This is a genomic window from Xenorhabdus sp. Sc-CR9, from assembly GCF_963897815.1.
Taxonomy (GTDB): domain Bacteria; phylum Pseudomonadota; class Gammaproteobacteria; order Enterobacterales; family Enterobacteriaceae; genus Xenorhabdus.
The window spans coordinates 1-21209 of sequence record NZ_CAWQTY010000188.1 but is presented as its reverse complement, the minus strand read 5'-3'; the positions used below and the strand labels follow the sequence as shown (position 1 = coordinate 21209).

The 21209-nt window shown below is 42.3% G+C and carries 15 protein-coding genes; 10 read left to right on the top strand and 5 right to left on the bottom strand.

The window, feature by feature from the left end:
- Positions 1–488 precede the first annotated feature (488 nt).
- The 5 genes from AACQ81_RS13085 to AACQ81_RS13065 all read left to right on the top strand — a co-directional run bounded on the left by AACQ81_RS13085 (position 489) and on the right by AACQ81_RS13065 (position 5158).
- On the top strand, positions 489–1577 hold the full coding sequence (locus AACQ81_RS13085) for a PfkB family carbohydrate kinase (RefSeq protein ID WP_237387610.1): 1089 nt from the start codon (positions 489–491) through the stop codon (positions 1575–1577).
- Entirely contained in the window at positions 1577–2521 is a 945-nt protein-coding gene (locus AACQ81_RS13080; RefSeq protein WP_237387614.1) for a pseudouridine-5'-phosphate glycosidase, read from the top strand. The genes AACQ81_RS13085 and AACQ81_RS13080 overlap by 1 nt, the downstream gene beginning before the upstream one ends.
- A 195-nt stretch (positions 2522–2716) precedes the next feature.
- A complete protein-coding gene (locus tag AACQ81_RS13075; protein WP_237387609.1) occupies positions 2717–3967 on the top strand; it encodes a NupC/NupG family nucleoside CNT transporter in 1251 nt (416 codons plus the stop codon).
- A 218-nt stretch (positions 3968–4185) separates the two neighbouring features.
- Positions 4186–4614: a universal stress protein gene (locus AACQ81_RS13070; protein ID WP_237387608.1), complete on the top strand. Its 429-nt coding sequence runs from the start codon at positions 4186–4188 to the stop codon at positions 4612–4614.
- A gap of 106 nt (positions 4615–4720) precedes the next feature.
- Complete coding sequence (locus AACQ81_RS13065) at positions 4721–5158, top strand: universal stress protein (protein WP_237387607.1); 438 nt, start codon at positions 4721–4723, stop codon at positions 5156–5158.
- Between the two features lie 291 nt (positions 5159–5449).
- Here the strand turns inward: AACQ81_RS13065 and AACQ81_RS13060 are convergent, their stop codons facing one another.
- Positions 5450–5632, bottom strand: a complete 183-nt coding sequence (locus AACQ81_RS13060) for a hypothetical protein (protein ID WP_237387606.1) — start codon at positions 5630–5632, stop codon at positions 5450–5452.
- Between the two features lie 314 nt (positions 5633–5946).
- Here AACQ81_RS13060 and AACQ81_RS13055 point away from each other — a divergent pair, with 314 nt between their 5' ends.
- Positions 5947–6918, top strand: a complete 972-nt coding sequence (locus AACQ81_RS13055; protein ID WP_443089561.1) for an endonuclease — start codon at positions 5947–5949, stop codon at positions 6916–6918.
- 91 nt (positions 6919–7009) lie between these two features.
- On the opposite strand, the gene AACQ81_RS13050 is transcribed toward AACQ81_RS13055, so the two are convergent.
- The 4 genes from AACQ81_RS13050 to AACQ81_RS13035 form a co-directional block, all read right to left on the bottom strand.
- Positions 7010–8236: an ATP-binding protein gene (locus tag AACQ81_RS13050; RefSeq protein WP_237387604.1), complete on the bottom strand. Its 1227-nt coding sequence runs from the start codon at positions 8234–8236 to the stop codon at positions 7010–7012.
- Between the two features lie 66 nt (positions 8237–8302).
- Entirely contained in the window at positions 8303–8461 is a 159-nt protein-coding gene (locus AACQ81_RS13045) for a DUF2474 domain-containing protein (RefSeq protein WP_237387603.1), read from the bottom strand.
- Entirely contained in the window at positions 8442–9449 is a 1008-nt protein-coding gene (gene cydB / locus AACQ81_RS13040) for a cytochrome d ubiquinol oxidase subunit II (RefSeq protein WP_237387602.1), read from the bottom strand. The genes AACQ81_RS13045 and cydB overlap by 20 nt, the downstream gene beginning before the upstream one ends.
- Positions 9439–10788 carry a cytochrome ubiquinol oxidase subunit I gene (locus tag AACQ81_RS13035; protein ID WP_237387601.1) on the bottom strand — a complete coding sequence of 450 codons (1350 nt, stop codon included), beginning with the start codon at positions 10786–10788 and terminating at the stop codon, positions 9439–9441. Before AACQ81_RS13035 ends, cydB begins: the two co-directional genes overlap by 11 nt.
- Positions 10789–10980: 192 nt before the next feature.
- On the opposite strand from AACQ81_RS13035, the gene AACQ81_RS13030 reads away from it, so the two are divergent.
- From AACQ81_RS13030 to AACQ81_RS13015, 4 genes are all read left to right on the top strand, one after another.
- Positions 10981–12117, top strand: a complete 1137-nt coding sequence (locus AACQ81_RS13030) for a hypothetical protein (RefSeq protein ID WP_237387600.1) — start codon at positions 10981–10983, stop codon at positions 12115–12117.
- 195 nt (positions 12118–12312) lie between these two features.
- The gene (locus AACQ81_RS13025) at positions 12313–13734 is read left to right on the top strand and encodes an aminotransferase-like domain-containing protein (protein ID WP_237387599.1); all 1422 of its coding nucleotides are present in this window, start codon (positions 12313–12315) and stop codon (positions 13732–13734) included.
- A gap of 125 nt (positions 13735–13859) precedes the next feature.
- The gene (locus tag AACQ81_RS13020) at positions 13860–14441 is read left to right on the top strand and encodes a HutD/Ves family protein (protein ID WP_237387598.1); all 582 of its coding nucleotides are present in this window, start codon (positions 13860–13862) and stop codon (positions 14439–14441) included.
- 112 nt (positions 14442–14553) lie between these two features.
- Complete coding sequence (locus AACQ81_RS13015; protein ID WP_237387597.1) at positions 14554–20994, top strand: TcdA/TcdB pore-forming domain-containing protein; 6441 nt, start codon at positions 14554–14556, stop codon at positions 20992–20994.
- Positions 20995–21209 lie beyond the last annotated feature (215 nt).

The following is a 21209-nucleotide window of genomic DNA, read 5'->3' as shown; positions in this document are numbered from 1 at the left end:
CTTTTTGTGCAGATTTCTTGAAAGTCATTGGGTATCTACGGGTTAATTTAAGTAAAATGATGGTATTTTCGATGTCGTTTGAGTCAAAACAGTAACATTTTCCGCCAATTTCCCTGCCAAGTTTGAATTGTGAAATAAATCACTTTTTGATGTAACAAGCAAATTGCTGTTTGTTCATAAAGTAAACATTTTGATAAAAACAAACAAATGTTGGTTTGTTTTTTTATTTTACAAATCTTATTGTTTTTATTGTGATTATTCTCACATAAAGATATTACGACTTCAGTTAAAACATATAAAACTCTGACATATTGCAAATTTTTAATATATAAATAGTTATATTTATCACAATATTGACTTGTGAGGATTTTTTCATATGGCTTACGATCTCTTTCTCACTATGACAATAAACAATATAAATTAACTTTACTGTCGGATGTTGATGAAATAGAAATCTCTCATGTTCAAAACATCAGTAAGGACATGACATGGCAAATCGGGAAAAACAGATATTGCAGCTTATCCGGCGAGATCCTTTCATTCAGCAGCAGGAAATGGCCGATATTCTTGGAATTAGCCGTTCATGTGTCGCAGGACATATTATGAATATGAGTAAGAAGGGGTATATAAAGGGAAAAGGCTATATTCTTTCAGAAAATAGATATGCTGTCACAGTAGGTGCTGCTAATATGGATATTGTCAGCTATGTGTTTTCTGAAGTAATTTATGAAGATTCTAATCCAGGAAAGAATAAATCTACTGCGGGAGGAGTAGCTAGAAATATAGCACATAATATCGCTTTATTAGGGAATGAAAGCTATCTGATTTCTGTTATTGGTGATGATTTTTATGGAAGAACGTTATTGGAACAAACGAAATTAGCAGGTGTTTATACCGATTATCTTCATAAAATTCCTGATGAAAATACATCTACTTATAATTCATTAATTGATGAAAGAGGTGAAATGCGGGTAGCGGTTAATGATATGGGTATATTAGAAAAACTCACGCCTGCTTTATTGTATCAATCTAAAATGCTAATTCAGAATGCAGGTGTATTGATTGTTGACTGTAATTTGACGGAAGATGCATTAGAGTGGTTATTCAGCCATGCAGGAAATATTCCGGTCTTTGTAGATACAGTATCAACATTTAAAGCAACTAAAATTCGCCATTGGTTATCTCATATTCATACCCTGAAACCCAATCGTCTTGAAGCTGAAATACTCAGCGGAATAAAAATCACAACATTATCAGATGCATCTGATACAGCATCTTGGTTCCATCAACAAGGTGTGCAAAGGCTGGCCTTAAGTATGGGCACAGATGGGGTGTATTACAGTGAGATAGGTGGTTATGTGGGATGTTCGCCCGCTATTCCCGTCAATGTGGTTAATGCCAGTGGAGCCGGTGATGCAATGATGGCGGGTCTTGCTCATTGCTGGTTGGAAGGCATGACATGGGCAGAGAGTATTCGTTTTGCACAAGGCTGCTCTGCGCTCACTTTATCCTCAGAATTTACTAATTATCCGAATTTATCCTGTAGTAGAGTGAAACAACTGTTGGAATTGAAATGATGAATAAAAATATTGTGTTAAATGAATATTTAGATATTTCTCCAGAAGTAATAGATGCATTGGCAGATAATCGTCCTGTTGTTGCGTTGGAATCGACTATTATTTCCCACGGGATGCCTTATCCGCAAAATAGGGAAATGGCTTTGGAAGTTGAACAATGTATTCGGGATAATGGTGCGGTACCAGCGACTATTGCCATCATTGAAGGGCGAATGAAAGTTGGGTTATCTCATGGTGAAATTGAGCTATTGGCGAAAGAAAGGCATCTGGTGACAAAGGTTAGTCGCCGTGATTTACCTTTTGTTGTTGCAGCAGGAAAACATGGCGCAACGACAGTTGCCTCAACTATGATTATTGCAGAAATGGCTGGTATCTCTGTCTTTGCGACGGGAGGTATTGGTGGCGTTCATCGTGGTGCTGAACAGACTTTTGATATCTCAGCCGATTTACAAGAATTAGCTATGACTAACGTTGCGGTTGTGTGTGCTGGGGCTAAATCCATTCTTGATTTGGGATTGACAATAGAATATCTGGAAACTCATGGAGTACCTCTTGTGGGTTATCAGACAGAGAAACTACCTGCATTTTTCTGTCGTTCCAGCCAATTCCCGGTAAGTATAAGACTTGACGAACCTCAACAAATAGCCCAAGCCATGGAAGTAAAATGGCATTCGGGATTAAAAGGAGGTCTTGTTATCGCCAATCCCATTCCTGAATCATTTGCCATGCCGGAAGATCAAATCAATGATGCCATTGAACAGGCAATTGGCGAGGCTGAGGAACAGGGGATTTATGGTAAAGAAAGTACGCCATTTCTGTTGGCAAGGGTTGCAGAATTGACGGGAGGTGAAAGTTTACAGGCGAATATTGAACTGGTTTTCAATAATGCAAAATTGGCGGCACAAATCGCCATTGCTTATCAAGGAATAAATAAAAATAAATAAGCTTTATCCAATCTATTTTTATCCAAAATGATAAAACACCCAATGAATTTCAAATTGTGGCGTGGTGATAACATGGCTTATTTAACCAAGCGACATAATTGGAGTAAACGGGTATAGAATAAATGCCAGCCAGAAAGAGAACTAAGGTAATCCTTGACATTTTGTGGCTGGCTAAAAAATAACAGGAATATGATTATGGATATTTTACGCAGCTTACTAGGTGTAGTAATACTGCTTTTGATTGGGTATCTATTCTCTGTCAACAAAAAAAGAATCAGTTTACGGACTATAGGTGCGGCGTTATTGCTTCAGGTGAGCCTTGGCGCAATTATGCTGTATATTCCTGCGGGAAAATGGCTGATTAATAGTATCGCCAGTGGAGTTAATAGTATAATTTCTTATAGCTCAGCAGGAAGTTCATTTATTTTCGGTGGTTTGGTTAGTACGAAGATGAATGAGTTATTTGATGGTGCTGGATTTATTTTTGCATTCCAAGTGTTGCCGGCCATTATTTTCATTACCTCTTTAATATCGATGCTTTATTATCTTGGAATTATGAAATGGATCATTAATATCTTGGGATATTTGTTTCAGAAATCAATGAAAATTAGCAAAGTCGAGTCCTTTGCCGCGGTAACAACCATATTTTTAGGGCAAAATGAGCTTCCTGCGGTTTTAAAACCTTTTATCAATCAAATGAATCGTAATGAGCTTTTTACTGTCATGTGCAGCGGAATGGCCTCCATTGCGGGGTCTATGTTGGTTGGGTATGCAGGTTTGGGAGTGCCGATAGAATATCTTTTAGCAGCATCATTGATGGCAATCCCAGGTGGTATTTTATTTGCTCGTTTGCTTAGCCCTGCGACGGAGGCTTCACAAGTTCAATTTGGTCAAATCTCATTTAGCGAAAAACGCCCTGCCAGCGTTATTGAAGCAACCGCGAACGGTGCTATGTTAGGGCTGAAAATCGCTGTTGGTGTAGCAACCGTAGTCATGACTTTTGTTGCGTTGATTGCCTTAATCAACGGTCTGATTGGTGGCGTTGGCAGTATATTTGGTTTTAAAGGGATTAGTTTGGAAAGCCTGTTCGGTTATCTTTTTTCACCTTTGGCTTATATCATGGGGGTGGAGTGGGAGCACGCTGATTTGGCCGGAAGTTTGATTGGGCAAAAACTGGCAATCAATGAATTTGTCGCTTATGTGAATTTTTCTCCCTATTTAAACGATTCTGCTGTGAGTTTGGATAGCAAAACCATTGCTGTTATCTCATTTGCCCTTTGTGGTTTTGCCAATTTTGGCTCCATCGCTGTTGTGGTAGGAGCATTCATCACTGTTGTTCCTGAAAGAACGTCAGACATTGCACGGCTTGGCTTCAGGGCATTATTGGCAGCAACTTTATCCAACCTTATGAGTGCAACGATAGCAGGGCTATTTATGAGTTTGTAAAATGAACCCTTCGCTATGAAGTTTAACATACCTATTGGTTGCAAGGTTGTGGCAAGGACGTTGATTTAAGCCTGTGGTCAATAAATCGGTAACTTGAAAAATGAAGGACATAGGAGCTAACATGTTTAGGTGTTAAATAACTCACAGTAAGTTGTCTGAATTTCAATATACTAAAGAAATCAGGATAACTCGGTATTTCAGGTAATAGGAGCGTGCATATGTACAAAACTATTTTAGTACCAGTAGATATTTCAGAAGAAGATCTAACTAACAAGGCTGTTGGCTGCGCGCTTAAAATCGCCAGAGAGACAGGGGCCAAATTACATTTTTTACATGTCTTGCCTATTTCGTCAGCGATTATCAATGCTTATGCATTAGGCTATATGGAAATTAAAGACAAGGCGACTATCAAGGCGGAGAAAGACTTGAAAGTGCTGGTGGATTCCATTGACTTACCGATTGATTGTATTTCTTATTCGATTGCATTTGGCTCACCAAGAGATGAAATCACTGCTACGGCAAGTGAAATTGATGCTGATTTAATCGTCCTTGGTTCAAGACGGCCTAATATCACTACACACTTACTGGGTTCTAACTCCTCTGGGGTTGTCAGATACGCAAAAACGTCTGTATTAGTAGTTCGGTAATAATTGTTATCAGGAATAGTGGATTAATGGTTATATAGATTTTTAGTGACGGCTTTATTGGTTGGGTTCAATAACTACAGTTATATCCGATTACAGGGGAATGTATATGTATAACACGATTTTAGTTCCGATTGATATTGCAGAAGATCAATTAACTGATAATGCAATTAAACATGCAGAATACTTGGCAAAAATATCTAATGCAAAGATTCACCTGTTTCACTCAGTGCCAGATATATCAAGATTTTCTGTGAGTTATAGTTATCATTATGATTTATTGAGTTCTTTTGCTAAAAAAGCAATTGCAAATTCTGAAGAAGAACTTAAAAAAGTCGTAGAAAAAGTCGATTTACCTAAAGATAGGATATCGTTCTCTGTTGCCTTTGGTTCTCCGCGAGATAAAGTGCTGTCTACTGCCCGTGAAATTGGTGCTGATCTAATTATTGTTGGGTCACGTCGGCCGGATATTACAACGCATCTATTGGGTTCAAATGCGTCAGGTATTGTGGGATATGCCAATACTTCAGTATTAATTGTTCGGTAATTAATTTTGTTTTAATACTCAGTGAATTTCGAGTTATAGAGTGACAAGAAGTGAATTAATCTCCAGTCATATAGTGAACTATGTGGCTGGGGAAATGAGTATAGAGAATAAATCTACAGTTTGGAATGCGAATGGAATACCCTATAAAAATCTATTCATTTTTTAGTGGGTGATTATTAAAAAATAAATCGACATTCTTCTTTAAAACAATTATTAACTGATAATTATCCATTACCCAAAAATGGGTAATGGATAATAGTTGGTTATTTTGTAATAACAGAGAAATTTTGCTTAATCAGAAAACGAATTCAGAGTAATATCTAACCGGTTTTTACCAGCAATAATAACCTGAATCTGTAAATTATTTTCTGAACTGTTAGTGGTCATGACGGTCACTTCTTCATTCCCTGAATATTTCCTTACAACTGCCAGCAATTCTTGCTCAAGTTGTTCAATTTTAGCGCTAATGGTCATTTATTCCAACAAATTCAAATGAATATTAAAAAACCAATTTAATGTTACCCAAATAAACATAGTTCAATAGTTTAATAAACATGATATTTTGTTGCTTAACAAACCAATAAAAGCAACTATTTTGTGCGTTAATCCATATTAATATTAATTAATTCAAATAATAAATGGGTTTCATCATCATTATTGAGAAAAAATGAAGAATAATATTTGTCATTGCAGGGTATTGTCAGGCAGGATAATAGACGGATGTTATGTACAATAAGTAAATAGGTATTATTTTGAATAGTAAAATTAGCCTTTGGGCACGTTATCTTTTGGTTTTCGGATTAGCCGTATCTTTCAATGCATGGAGTGCTCCAGCCAACTTCGAACAAGCCAAAGTTGAATCAAGAAAGAATGTCTATGGTGATCAAACGAAATCAGGTTCAGGTACATTGTATTGTGGTTGTGATTGGCAATGGGTTGGTAAAAGCGGCGGGCGTGTTGATCTGGCTTCTTGTGGCTACCATGTAAGGTCACAGCAAACAAGAGCAGAGCGCATTGAATGGGAACATATAGTTCCGGCATGGGTATTCGGTCATCAACGCCAATGTTGGCAAAACGGCGGACGGAAAAACTGTGTTGATACAGATCCGGGGTTCCGCGTGATCGAATCGGATATGCATAATTTAGCGCCATCCATTGGTGAAGTTAATGGTGATCGCAGTAATTTCAGTTATGGAATGGTTGCCAGAAACACGCCTAATATGTATGGGGCATGTAGCAGTAAGGTGGATTTTAAATCACGCTTGTTTGAGCCACGCGACAGAGTGAAAGGTATGGTAGCCAGAGTCAACTTTTATATGCATGATCGTTATAACCTTACGATGTCACGTCAGCAGCAACAATTGATGATGGCATGGGATCGTCAGTATCCTGTGGATGCCTGGGAGCGTAAGAGGGATAACCGAATTGCCCGGTTTATGGGGCACCATAACCCATTTGTGACTGGTAGTAAGAAATGGGAATTGGGACACAAAAATTCAGGTCAGGGTTTGGTGGCTCAAAATAGTACGTCAAAGCTGAATAATCTGCATGCTGAGAACAATTCGGCACCAAGTAAAAAAATTGCATCAAAGACGGTGCACGGTGAAACCATAAAAGGAAATAAAAATAGCCAGATTTATCATTTTGAATACTGCTCTGGTTATAAAAAAGTGGCAGATAAGAATGCTATTTATTTTCGCACTGAAGCCGAAGCCAGAAAAGCAGGGTATCATTTGGCAGGTAATTGCAAGAAGTACTGAGAAGGGAGAATGTTTGGCTTTTTGTGATTATTATTCAATATATTATCAATGAAAAGTTAAAGAATGTTTTAGTAAAAATTAACACTATTAATTAAAGTGGGAACTGAATCTCAATTTCGGTTCCGCTTTTTTTATGTTTTTTAATCTTAATTTGTCCCGATATCAGAAATACTCGTTCCCGCATAATTGCCAGCCCAAATTGCTCTTGTTCTGTTAATGCTTGAGGCATACCACAGCCATTATCGCTAATCACGGTGATAATCTTTTTCCCGACAGGATAAATACGAATACTGATCCAGCTTGCGGAGGCATGTTTATAACAGTTATTCAAGGCTTCCCGAATAATCTGTACCAGATGTCGTGCATGACCAGTGGGGATAATTTGATGGGTTATCCGATAATGAAATTCAATATTGAATCCTAACCGATGATTAAATTCTCTGATCAAAGCCTTCAATGATTCATGCAAATCCTGATGGTTTTTTTCTGTTCGCAGTGAAGACAGCATCTCTCTGAATTGCTGACCCGCAATATCCAATTCTTCCTTAATCATTTTTAAGGAGATTAATCCCTGCCGTGAGAATTTATCGGTGCGGAAATGCAGGCTATTGATCTGAATCTTCAGAAAAAGGAATGATTGTGCAACGGTATCATGCAGATCTCTGGAAATGGATTTTCTATCATCACTGATGCGTTGCTGAATCTGCTGACGTACTGTATTTTTGAGTGATAAATGTTTTGCAAGTGCGCTAACAACAGACTGGATCAGATTCCGTTCATAAACAGACAGAACTTGATCCTGATGGATGATAATTTGAATCATTCCGTGGAAAGTTTGTTTATCATATAAATCCCATTTCAGCAGCCGTGGAAGATAAGTATCTAAAGTATTATCCGGATATTCAAAATGGTATTTCCTTTGTGGGTGATAAAGTAGGATTCTGACTTCATTAAAAGCAACTAGTTGATTGAGTGCATAAAATACCGTGTAAAAATTCTCAGATAATGAAGTGTTAAGGCTAAGTTGGGTATGAACAGATATGAGAAAACGTAAATACTGCTTTTCCTGTTTTAAGATTATTATTTTTTTCTGTTCTTTGGTGGAAAATAGTGTGATGCGAAACGAAATAAAGTTTGACTTATGGAGTAAGACAAATAAATAGATAATACTCAAGACGTTAAATATCGCCCACAGTTTTTCAATCAATGTGAGTGGGGTGTTGAATCCCAGAAAAAGGAGCACAAACAAACTGATAGCGATCGCCGTACCACACAATAAACCTATTGCTGCTACTGGATTGCTAAAAAAGGTTTTCATCAGTTAAACGATCCTCTTGTTGCCCTGATCAAAACCTTAGCTCAATTAGTTAAAAAAGGTTAATTCTCATCTGATTTTCATTCCTGCCGTTGTCATTAAGACACGAAATAACGTGGAAACAGCATATAATGCAAGTACACTGCAAAACCATATCATTACCATCCAACCCAAGCGTTTCCATAGCGTAGAGCGTCGCGGGTTTGTTTCAGTGGTAACCTTGTTCATGGTTGATTTTTCCTCGGAAGACATAATAACTCCAAAAGGTATAAGTCAGAATAATCGGGATGATGAACAGAGCGCCAACCAGCATAAAGCCGAGAGATTGAGGCGGAGAGGCAGCCTCTTCATAGCTAATGAAGGGAGGGATAATGTTCGGCCAGATACTGATACCCAATCCACTGAAACCCATGAAAATCAGTAATAGTGCAGTTAAAAACGGGAGGTAATGGCTTGAGTGCCGGGTAGCTTTTAATAGCTGCCAGCCTGACCACAATATCAATAATGGCACAGGCATGAAGAAAAACAGATTTGGCAGACTGAACCAACGTGCAGCGATTGTTGAGTTAGCGAAAGGTGTCCAAATGCTGATAACGGCAATGATCGCAAGCATCAATAACGTCAGTGGGCGCAGCACACGATACATCTGTTGTTGCAGATGACCTTCGGTTTTCATCACCAGCCAGCCGCAACCTAATAAAGCATAAGCAATGATAAGACCTAATCCACAAAATAGAGGGAAAGGCGCCAACCAATCAAAATAGCTACCAATATAAACACGATTTTCAACTGGAAACCCTTCAATAACAGCGCCAACAACAACACCCTGCATAAATGTGGCAAGGATTGATCCACCAATGAAAGCTTTATCCCAAAAATGTTGGTGTTTTGGCGATGACTTGAAGCGAAACTCAAAAGCGACACCACGGAATATCAGCCCCAGAAGCATAATGGTGAGTGGAATTGTCAGTGCATCCAAAATGATGGCATAAGCCAGAGGAAATGCGCCAAATAATCCGGCGCCTCCCAACACTAACCAGGTTTCATTTCCATCCCAGACGGGAGCCACAGAATTCATCATCAAATCACGATCAGATTGCCCTTTAATCGCCGGATACAAAATACCAATCCCAAGATCAAAACCATCCATTACGATATACATCATGGTACTGAATATGATGATCAGGAACCAAATAAGAGGAAGATCAATACCCATTTACTGACTCCTTATCAGGGGATTGAGAGAGACCTTTGCGGATAAGTTTCATCATATAGGCGTAACCGACACCGAAAACGGCACCATAAACGATGAAGAAAATAAGCAGGCTGATGCTCATGTGGATCTCTCCATGTGCTGAAACCGCCTCTTTGGTACGCATAAGGCCATAAACGACCCATGGCTGGCGGCCGATTTCCGTTGTAAACCATCCGGCCAGAATAGCGATAAGGCCGGAAGGTGCCATCAGGAGTATAAAGCGCAGAAAAAGTCGGTTCTCATAAAGGCGTTTTTTATGGCGCAGCCACAGCCCCCAAATACCGGCTACAATCATCAAAATCCCCAATCCGACCATGACACGAAATGACCAGAACACCATAAAGACATTTGGACGATCTTCCACTGCAAACTCTTTTAGTGCCGGAATTTGCTTATCCAGGCTGTGCGTCAGAATCAGGCTGGCAAGATAGGGGATTTTAACGGCATAACGTGTTTCTTCGGTCTCTTGATTAGGCATACCAAATAAAATTAAAGGAGTGGGTTCTCCGGGATGATTCTCCCAATGTCCTTCCATTGCGGCAACTTTAGCGGGTTGATGTTTCAACGTATTTAACCCGTGCATATCGCCAATCAGAGCTTGTAACGGAGCAATAATCAGGATCATCCACATCGCCATTGACAGCATTTTTCGCATGGCTGATGAATCATTACCTTTCAGCAGGTGCCAGGCTGCCGAAGCCGCGATAAAAAATGCTGAGGCAAGGAATGCAGCAGTTCCCATATGCAAAAGACGATAAGGAAAGGAAGGATTGAAAATGACCGCCAGCCAATCAACAGGGACAACTTGATTCCCGACAATCTCATAACCTTGTGGTGTCTGCATCCAGCTATTGGAGGCCAATATCCAGAATGTAGAGATAATAGTCCCGAGTGCCACCATGCAGGTAGCAAAAAAGTGTAGTTTTTCTCCAACCCGATGCCAGCCAAACAGCATGACACCGAGAAATCCTGCTTCAAGGAAAAAGGCTGTCAGCACCTCATAAACCAGTAAGGGACCTGTGATAGAACCAGCAAAATCAGAAAAGAAGCTCCAGTTGGTACCGAACTGATAGGCCATCACTAAACCAGAAACAACGCCCATACCGAAATTAACTGCGAAAATTTTTGACCAGAAGTGGTATAACATTTTGTAATCGGTATTACGTGTTTTAAGCCACAAACCTTCTAACACTGCCAGAAAGCTGGCTAAACCTATCGTAATAGCAGGAAAGATAATATGAAAAGAAACCGTGAATGCAAATTGTATCCTTGCGAGTTCAAGGGCATTTAACCCGAACATAGTGACCTCTTATTGAAATCTATTGGAGATATGGGTAAACGAAGTTAGAAGGTCAGACAAGTAAAACATAAGAGAGGTTGGTATAATAGTTACAATTTTTAATTTATCATATATAACAGTTTAACCTCATATTAATGTATTGAATGGATTAATTATTTGTTAAATAAACCAAATTTAGTTTGAGGTAATACCATGAATAAAAACGTTATGGTGGTTTTCGGACTTGATAGTCCTCGAGAATGTTATTTAGAAAAACTATATAATCAAAAAAAATTTAGAGATGGTAATATCTATATAACTATAGATATCCTGAGTTCTTCATTAGGATTAGAATTGTCTTCAGATGATTTTTTAAATGCCATAAGCCATTTTATAAAAAACAAAAATAAAACGCTTAATGATTTATATTCCTCTAATCGATTAAAATCTCAAAAAAACTTCTATGCTTTAATGTGGTGTTTTAATCATGAAAAAGGAAAAGATAGTTATTCTATTACACCAGAACAAGAAAAAATACTTATGGATTTAATCGATCCAGATACTGTTCATTACTTACTGAATAGCTGGGGTGATTTTTTAAATAGGAAGTTAGGTGAAATATCTCTTCATGATACCTTTACAAGAAGAAATGATAATAAAAATAAATTTGGAAAAAAAAAGTCATATAGTAATTATAAGGCCGGATTTTTGACCAAAAATGTTCCTTTTCATTATGTAAAGAAAAAATTAAATGAAGAGGAAATGATAAAATCGGGGAAGTTATATAGCGATTCTTCACTAACACACTCAAGTTTAGTTAATACAATCAAAGATAAAGATTATACTCATAATGCTTTTGCAAGTTATCTAAAAAGTGATGGGGAAGGTATTTCAAATCTTTTAAATATCAGGCATGAGATTGGCCACCTTGGGCCTGATTATGATTGCTTTGAAAGTTATGAAAAGAAGTATCATGGAGAATTAATTACAAGAACTTTTATAAAATCATATTGGCGTAAAATATCAAAACTGGCGATTGATTGGGTTGAAGCACAAGCTGGTGATACGAATTCACCGATTAAAGGATTAGTATTTTATGTGGAAAATGATAATCGGTTTAAGAAATATAAAGAAAAATCTAATATAGATGAAAGAAAGTTTCATCAAAATTGGCAAGACAGTGATTATAAAGATATTGCTTCCCTTGACTATAGATCTCCGATTGCTCATTCAGAGCTTAGGCATGCAAGAAAATTAATGAATAGGGATTCTAATCATCATATAGAATTAGTTTATACCAATGATAAAGGCATTCTTAACCGTATTAAAAAATTTCTTAATGAACGGTAAGATACTATTCCGGTAGATATTTATTGCTGCAACTTGCTGTAACATGGGGTACGGATAAAAACCAAAGAATACACACAATAATAAGTTTTTTGAGTTGAGTCATTTTAGAGTGTTTTTTGTTTCTGAGAAGATAGGGTATAATAGTTTAGTTTTAATTGAAAGATAACTATAACAATTTAAGCAAAGGCCGGGCTTATGACGCGTTATGAACAATTAGCGGGTGTGATCCGCCAACAGATAGAAGACGATATATGGCAAGTTGGTGACAGGTTGCCATCATTGAGAGAGTCGGTTAAATCGTCAGGTTTGAGTCTGATGACGGTGCTGCAAGCTTATCAACTACTGGAAAGTCAGGGGTGGATCGTAGCACGCCCTCAATCAGGGTATTATGTTGCCACTCGCTTAAAACCTTTTGCGGCGGCAAAAGGAGGAAAAGGACTGAATTTAAGCGAGAGTGTAGAGATTAGTGCTTCAATTTTTGATGTTTTACAGGCATGTAAAGATCCGAAAATTATTCCTTTCGGTTCGGCATTTCCCGATCCTTCTTTGTTGTTAGACCCTAAATTGTCAAAAACACTGGCTTCAGTCGCCCGTCGTTTTGTTCCACACAGTTCGCTGGCAAATCTTCCGCCTGGTAATGAAAAATTACGGCGGAATATATCCCGTCGTTATGCTTCTCACGGCATCCATATTTCGCCGGATGAAATCGTCATTACTGCGGGCGCTATGGAATCATTAAGTTTCAGCCTGCAATCCGTCACTTCGCCGGGGGATTGGGTGGTGATTGAATCGCCGGCTTTTTATGGTGCATTGCAGGCGATAGAACGGTTACGTTTGAAAACGATCGCCATTAAGACTGATCCGCAGACAGGCATTGATTTGGATACATTGGAAGAGATTGTACAAAAATACCCGATCAAAGCGTGTTGGCTGATGTCGCGTTATCAAAATCCACTGTGCTGCACAATGTCTTCTGAAAATAAACAACGGCTGGTGGAGATTCTGAATCAGAACCAAATCGCTTTGATTGAGGATGATGTATATGGTGAATTGTATTTCGAACAAGAGCCTCCTGCGCCGATAAAATCATGGGATACAGCAAATAATTTCATGCATTGCTCATCATTTTCAAAATGCCTTGCGCCGGGGTATCGGGTCGGTTGGGTAGCAGCGGGAAAACATGCGCAGAAAATTCAGCAATTACAGATGATGAGTACGGTGTCTGCCAGTACGCCAACACAGTTGGCAATTGCGGATTATCTGGCTCAGGGGGGGTATGACAATCACCTGCGGCGCTTGCGACGCCAATTGGAGCAGCGACAAAGTCAGATGCTACGCGCAATCCGTGAGTATTTCCCTCAATCTGTGAAAGTGAACAGTGCCCGTGGAGGCTATTTCCTTTGGCTGGAATTTGAGCCGCCTTTCAATGCTAATCGGTTATATCAGCTGGCGTTGGCGAAAAATATTAGCATTGCGCCGGGCAGCATGTTTTCTACCAGTTCTCAATTTGATCACGCTTTCCGCTTGAATACCTCGTTTGCATGGAATGAAGAGCAGGCTTTGGCAATGAAAGATTTGGGTAATTTATGCCACATGATTTTAAGGGAATGCGGGTAATCAATCACATTTCAACTATCTCGATATTGTCGCAGAAAGAATTATTTGCGAATGTTTCTGTTAACAATTAGATAATAGTCATCTTTTGTTGTTGTAAACAGAATATAAAATGGTGAAGGAGTGGCATGAAAATGAAATGTTTTGATTATGCAACGTTACCAAAAGAGCAATGGTCTGAAGGGAGAGGTGAAACAAGGGATATTGTGTGTTGGCCGGTTGCTGATGATTTTGCCTGGCGGGCTTGCTTTACAACGATTCATCAAAGTGGGGTATTGGCGCAATATTCTGATATTGAACGTTCTATCGTATTATTGAAAGGAAAAGGAATGCGTTTGACCAGTCCAGGGTTTCTGGAACATGAACTGGCGAAGAAAATGATCCCATTCCATTTTTCAGGTGATATCCAAGGCCATGCAGAACTGCTGGATGGCTCTGTTCAGTGTTTCAGTATTATGACTCGTCGTTCGTGTTGGGTTTCTGAGATATCTGTGGTTTCTGATGAACGTTTACTACCGACGGCCCACAGTGGCGTACTTTATGTATTGAAAGGTCGCTGGGAAATGACGGGTTCGAATAGTTTTCAGCTTGCTTTTGGTCAAGGTGCATGGTGGTTGCCGGAGATTAGGGAGGGAACAATTAAGCCACTGGTTGCGGATAGTCAGTTATTGTGGGTGGATTTGCAGCCCAGCTATGAACTTTGCAGATGAAGGATTGAGTTCTCGCCCAGACGGGCCGCGGAACTTGTCATGATCCTATTTAACATATTGTAAATACTATAATTTATTGATTGTATAATAGGATCTTTTAAGGAGGATGATCATGCCTAGTACCAATAATAACCACCAATCTGAGTTACTTCCTGCGACAGCCTTTACCAAATATACTCCACTTGAAAATACCCTGACGGGAATCTTGCAGAAGCGAGGATACGACATATCTAACCCAGCATTGCTGGCACAAGCGGCACGGGATCGTGAGCTTAAGGAGGGACTCTTGCCTATGGGGAGTGTAACTGAACCCCGTCAGGGCAGTGCCGATATCCAGCAGTTTGCCATCGAACCAATTTCGTTTGCTAAATCCAACACCATCAGTGCAGAAACATTAACCAGGGTGGGGCGACTTCCGGCAGAGGGGCGTGCTCAATTGGTGAAGATTAAGGCAGGTTTATACGAAGTCGAATACACTGATCTAAGCACGAGTGATCTCTCTGAGAGTGACGTGAAGAGTGTGCCAGCGTATTTTCTCGGTTACAACGGTGAAAATCAGGCTAATGCGTTGCCTGCTTACGTGGATATTCCTAAGCATGCGGTTCCGGGGAGTTTTCTGTTCACCGCGTCATTGTCGGGATGTTCGATTGTGGTGACCAACCTTGATGACAATACTTACCGGGTCTACCACGATGGTCGAGTTAATAGTTCGTTGCTGTATGACAACGTTGTCATGGCAGTGGATTTCAAGGATTACCAAGTAGTGGGTACCTCTGAAGGCCTTGCTGCGACTTATATGCAATACGTCAATGATGAATGGAAACTGGTGTTCCAGCGTCAGGAGTATCAGCAGGACGGTCATATGCTCTGGCCGAAGCTACGTAGCGGCGGGGAGCCAATATCAATTCAGATCGCTGACAGCCAAGTGTCTGAGCATAGTCAGTCCCAATTTACTGATTACCGTGAACAGATTCACCGAAAATTCAAAAAGGTCGCTGCCCAGTTCGGAGTTTCAGTTGAAGGGATCTCTGATGGTGTATACGAAGGGGGAGAGTTTTCTTCTCATCATCCAGCGATTGCAGCGTGGATTGAGTTGCGTGACAAGGTTCAAGCCAAGATTATGGCAGAGACTCAGCCATTGGTGGACAAACGAAGCGAACTGTATAATATCCGAAACAGCACCAGAAAAAGTTCTCAGCTTGCCCTGATTGATCAACAGATAAAACAGCTCAATATCACGCTGGAGTTCTACAAGGAGCAATACGATTCAGTTTTGCGTGAAATGTCCTCCGTCGAACAAAGCTGGTTATGGCAGCAAATCAAATCCAAGAGCGGTATAGATGCCGTATTGCAGATTAATGATATATCTATTCAGAGCGGCGGTCAGAAACACGCCCGTAGCCTGGGTGAGCGTTATGCTATTGCCGAAGCTTACCAGCGAAGGGGACCGAGTACCGAGTTTGTTGATGGCTTGCGCAACTTTCAGGATATCAGCATCCCGGGTTTTAACGATAAAATGTCAGTTCTGGAAATGAAAAGCCTGTTTTTTGACAACAAGCTTACTCTCAGGCAGCGAGGTGCCTTGAGCGGCCATATCACTGACGCTAGCCGGTCCGAGTACATTGACAAGGTACTGAAACAGACAGCGGTATTCAGCGAGGATTTTCAGCGTGCCGGTAGCCGCTTCAATCTCTTGGTGCCACAAGATTTTTATCTGTCATTGGTCGGAGACGTATCTGGCGGGCGTTGCTATCCCTTGGTCAGAGCCATGGCGGTCGCGCTGGCCAGCAATGGCAAGGCGGGTATCAACAGCCTGGTGGAAAAACTCTTTCTTGCCGCAGCCTCCCCTCAGGCAGGTAGTTCCACACTGCTAAAAAACAGTCTGGTAACACTGCACTCCAATGTTGAGGCCGTACAGGCGTCAACGGTGAAAGGGCAAGTTACCTTGTCCGAAGTCGTTTCCCTGCTGGAGGGCGCGACTGGAACCTCGACGTTCTCTCTCAATACCCGGAATCATGCGATGATGGTGGGATCTACTGCCGGAGCTGAAGGGCGTCGTTACTATTTCTATGATCCGAATGTCGGGATTTTTGCATTCGACGATGCGGCCAACTTCTCCCGTGGTATGAATCAACATCTGGTGAAGCGCAATTTGGCCATTCATTACGGTTCATTTGGCAGCAAATCGGTTCCTGTCTTCAACTTAGTGCAGATCGATCCCGTCAAGATGGCAAAAGTACCAGTGGGTAATGGCTTGGACGTCGCTGACTTGACCCTCCCCGTAGAACTGTCCACTGTTATAGAGCAACGGCGGAAGGTCAAGCAAATGATCAACGCCCAAGAAAGGGTTGCCGAGGATACTCAGTTACGCACCACATTGGTTACCCTTGAGGCTGAGCAGTGGGGAGCAAAATTTGACGGAGCAATTATAAGGCTTGCTCAGGAAAATAAGCTTGACTCGTGCTGGATGCCGGTGATTGGTAACATCGAGGATCAGGGTAAAGATCGTTATCGCATCCAATTCATCAATCGTGATAACCTTGATGAGACTCGCTGGGTGAGCAGCAACGATGTTACCTTTGTCAAATTCCGCCGCTTCATTGATAAACATATACACACCCTGGGCCAGCATTTCACCCTCAAACGCGGTCAGATACAGCGAAATAGTGGTATTAGTGAGGTAGCTCCGATTGATGGGCTGAACGCTGGATTTGCTCTACAGGCGTTGATCCAATGGTTTGCCGACAAGAACCGCAACGATGCGGCACATGGGATCTCTTCGCCAGATTTGAGCGCCGCACTCAAGATCCACAGTTACCTTAACTACGCTCAGATGATGCGCGGTGGCGTGAACGACGCAGTCAATGTTACCAGGCTGGTGCGTACAGCATTGCGCGGCGAAATAGTGGGTGCCGAAACTTCACTCAAAGAGTTTTCTTCAGCGCTGGCCCATACCACCAACGAAGGTATAGGCTTGCTTTTTGGTGTAACCTCTATTGGGTTAGACGCCTATGAACTCGCCCATGCAGAAACTGACACACAGAAAGCGGTATTCGGGACTCAACTGGCGTTTGATTCGGCCAGCTTTGTTACCGATGCTGCCGGGGCAGGTGCCGGAATGGTCGGTGCTTCGACAACTGCGGCAGTCCTCGGTGGTGCTGGGGTACTCTTCGGCGGACTGGCAGTGGGCTTCACAGCACTGGCTCAAGCTTTTGGTGCGGTCGCCGAGGATGCCAAGGCAGTGGGGCATTATTTCGATATGCTCGATAAGGCCTACGAGGGTGATGGTTATCGGTATGATAGCAAGCAAGACGTGTTGGTGCCCCTCGCCGGAGCTGTGATCAAGACTTTGGATCTGCGTAATAAACAGGTGGGTTTCGACAGTCAGTACATCTATCGTACCCATTCTGGTTCTACAGGCTCAGGGGAAATCAATTATTTCTTCTGGGTCGGCGATTTCCCAAGGATGGTGCACGATCGCAGTCAAGCAATCGAGGTACGCAGCGGGATCGGACATAAGAAGGCTTTCCGTGATCTCGAGCACAGTGACAGCAATGTGCTGATCTTGCCGGGTACACCCAAGTCTTTCATTAACTATGAATATATGCAGTTACCGAGCGCAGCGACACGCCATGATGCCGGTTTCGATGTGATTCGCAAGCTCGAAAAGGATAAGCGCTTCGACTATGATTTTTACATTTTTCCGGGCGAGGTTACGATCCGTAGAATTCATCAGGAGTATGTTGCAACACCGATTGAAGTGATACTCGACCAGAGAAGCAGGAAACTGATAGTGCCTGATCTGCCCAAGGAACTGTATGGCTACCTGCATTACGAGATCAAAGGTGCTGGTGGTGAGTACCTGATCGGGCTGAACGAAGGCACCAGCGTGAAGCTCACGAGCAACATCCTCCACAATCCGGTCGGCAAGGCACTGTCGCGCTGGATCATTGATAGCAGTTTGCTCACCAGCGATACCATCCGCGTCTTAAAGAACCGACTGGTTGTCGGTGGTGTGGTGGTTGAACTGGATCCCGCCCAGAACAAGCAGGTGCTGGTGGTCAACCACCATGGTGAAGTGAGCGAGGTCGACTTCTCTGGCCTGACAACTCAGGTGGTTAGCGTAGATTCGAGCAAGTGGCAAGTGTCCGGCCAGCAAATCGAGCAGCACCTGAAAGATCTGGCCAAGGCACATCAGTTGCACGGACAGTATGTGGTAGTGGAGAACTACAGCCATAATGGGCGTGATGTTGGTCGGGCGTTCTACGATGTGGCTAAAGAGCGGATGATATTCACCGACACTACCCAGGAACAGGCCAAACACGCTCAACTGGGTGCGGTGATGGACGATCATGCCTATTTCTACGACACCGATAATGCGGCGGCGTGGCGGGTAGACATCGCCACCGGACAGGTCGATGCGCAGTTTATGCCATGGTTCAATCATAGTGTGGGTAAAATCAGTCGGCTGTGGCAAGAGGGGAATGCTATCTACCTGACGCACCATTATCAGATGAAGGCGGGGGAAGCTAAACTGGAATATCGGATCCTCGGTGACCGAATGGAGTTGGTCAGTTCGGTGGGTGATGATACGCTTCTCCAGTTTCTGGCAAACACCGATCCGCATCGTGGTGAGTTCAAGACCAGACTTCAAAACTACAAGAGCAATAGTACCCGACGTGAGACTTCGAGATATATATTGGGCGCCCGGCTGATCCAGCCGACCATTGCGGATCTGGTCACGGTGTTCGGTATGGATGCGGCTGGCGTGGTGCACCGCTACTGGATACGTACCAGTGATGACACGCTGATCAAGCCGAATTTGGCTCCACCGGAGAATAAGATCTTGCATGTTGAAGCGTCCGAACAGAAACACATCCCGGTCGACCTCGTATTGGTGGGCAGTATTCCCCGCTCTGCTGGCGCGGAAGTGTTCTTCTTCTACAGTAAGAAGCAGAAGGCTCTGTTCCGTCAGGAAGGTTCAGGACATGCTGTTCTTGACGCCAACCATTCCATAGCATTGCGTATCAATACTCCAGTGTTGGCTAACGTGGTCAACCTGAACGACAATCTGCTGGCTGTTACCGAGGATGGGCGTGTGGCCCGGCTCGATGCGCTGGGGCAACTTAGCTACGAAGCGGTCAACGAACATTGGCTCAAGGGACGTACTCACTGGTGGCAGGATCTGGCCAGCGTCACTGACAACAGAACCACCTTGGCGGTGTTCGGGGTCAAGGGCACCGACGGCAAGAGCCTACTGTCAGTGTGGTACCACAACGGACAGGTGGTAGTGGCTTCAACGGCATTGCAGGGTAAATCGCTACAGTTTCTGGGGTTCGAAGCGGGTGGCACCTCCGCGCGGCTTTTCGAGCCTGAAAGTGGTAAGTTATATTATCAACCAGCTATGACCGCAGATGCGTTGGCTGCTGCCTTTGGCTCTGATCATGTGCTTGACGCGTCAGTACAACTTCCTGTTGCCAGTGAGTTAATGCCTGAGTTGTCTTTCAAGGAGGTAAAGCAGGTTGATATCGGTATGCGCCTGATCACAGTCAAGGGTGAGATCTTGTTGCAACCTAATAATGGCAGGCCGCAGTTAGTTGGTGTTAGTAAAGAATGGTTGCAGAAAAATGTGACCGAACGGTCACAGACGCTCACTAAACTTGCCAAGCAATGGGATGCCAAAGGGGTATTGATCTTGCAGAGTAGCAGTATGCAAAGCTGGTTTGATGTTGGTAGCGGTCAGATATTTTCAGGCAATGATATTCCGGTCTCGGATCATCTTAGTTTTTTAGGCGTCAATGCAAAAAGTAAGACGGCGTATGTGCATAACCAGACGACTCAAACGCTGTACAGTCTCAATGGCGGCAAGTTCCAAATACTCAATAAACTCAAAGGAGCGAAGAGAATTGGTTCGTCGTTGTTGCTTCAAGGAGGGGGGGGCAATGACAATCTGACGCTACCGATCATTGACGGTGTTGATAGTCTGGTACTGTATGGTGGGGCCAATCACGACACTTATCAACTCAGTAAAGAGATGTGGGGTCACTATCGTACGGTGATTATCGATAATAACGATCAGAATCGGGCTTTGGATCGTCTGATTTTACCGATAACTAATCCGGAGAGCATTCTGGTGAGCCGGCACGACGATGATCTGATGTTGACCGACTCTGGCAACGGAACGGCATTGGTAGTGCGTCAGGTATTTGGTGTATTTGGTAGTCAGGACAAGGCCCATCAGCATCTGTATATCAATCTGGAGGAGGGTTCTCCGGTGATCAACGTGGAACGCCTAGTCGAGAGCATTAGCAAACAGGGGAACACTAATAGCGTACTGATGGATTTACCCTGGGCCAGTAGGCAACCAACCATTGAGCCTCATGCAGGCACTACTGTTTCAGAGACGGAAGGTCTGAACCCGGCAAATCTGATTGGAGCAATGGCTTCATTTCCTGATTCTGGTAGTGTTCAGGGGAATCCACTGCAAAGTCTTCAACCTGTCAAGGTTGAACAGCCGCTTTTGTTACCTAATTCCAGATTTGCCATAAGCTAAGTATAAGAAACGACAGGAGGGGCTAAATGCCTCTCCTTTCCTATCAATAATATACCAGAATTGTAGATCACTTCCTTACTCCTCATGGTACGAGGAGTAAGGGATGCTTATAATTTTAGTGTAATGACTATTATGAAATCCTATTTATTTAATAGAAGAAATTCACATTAATATATTTAACCGTAAATTACTTTGATTAAATCAATATTCTTTTT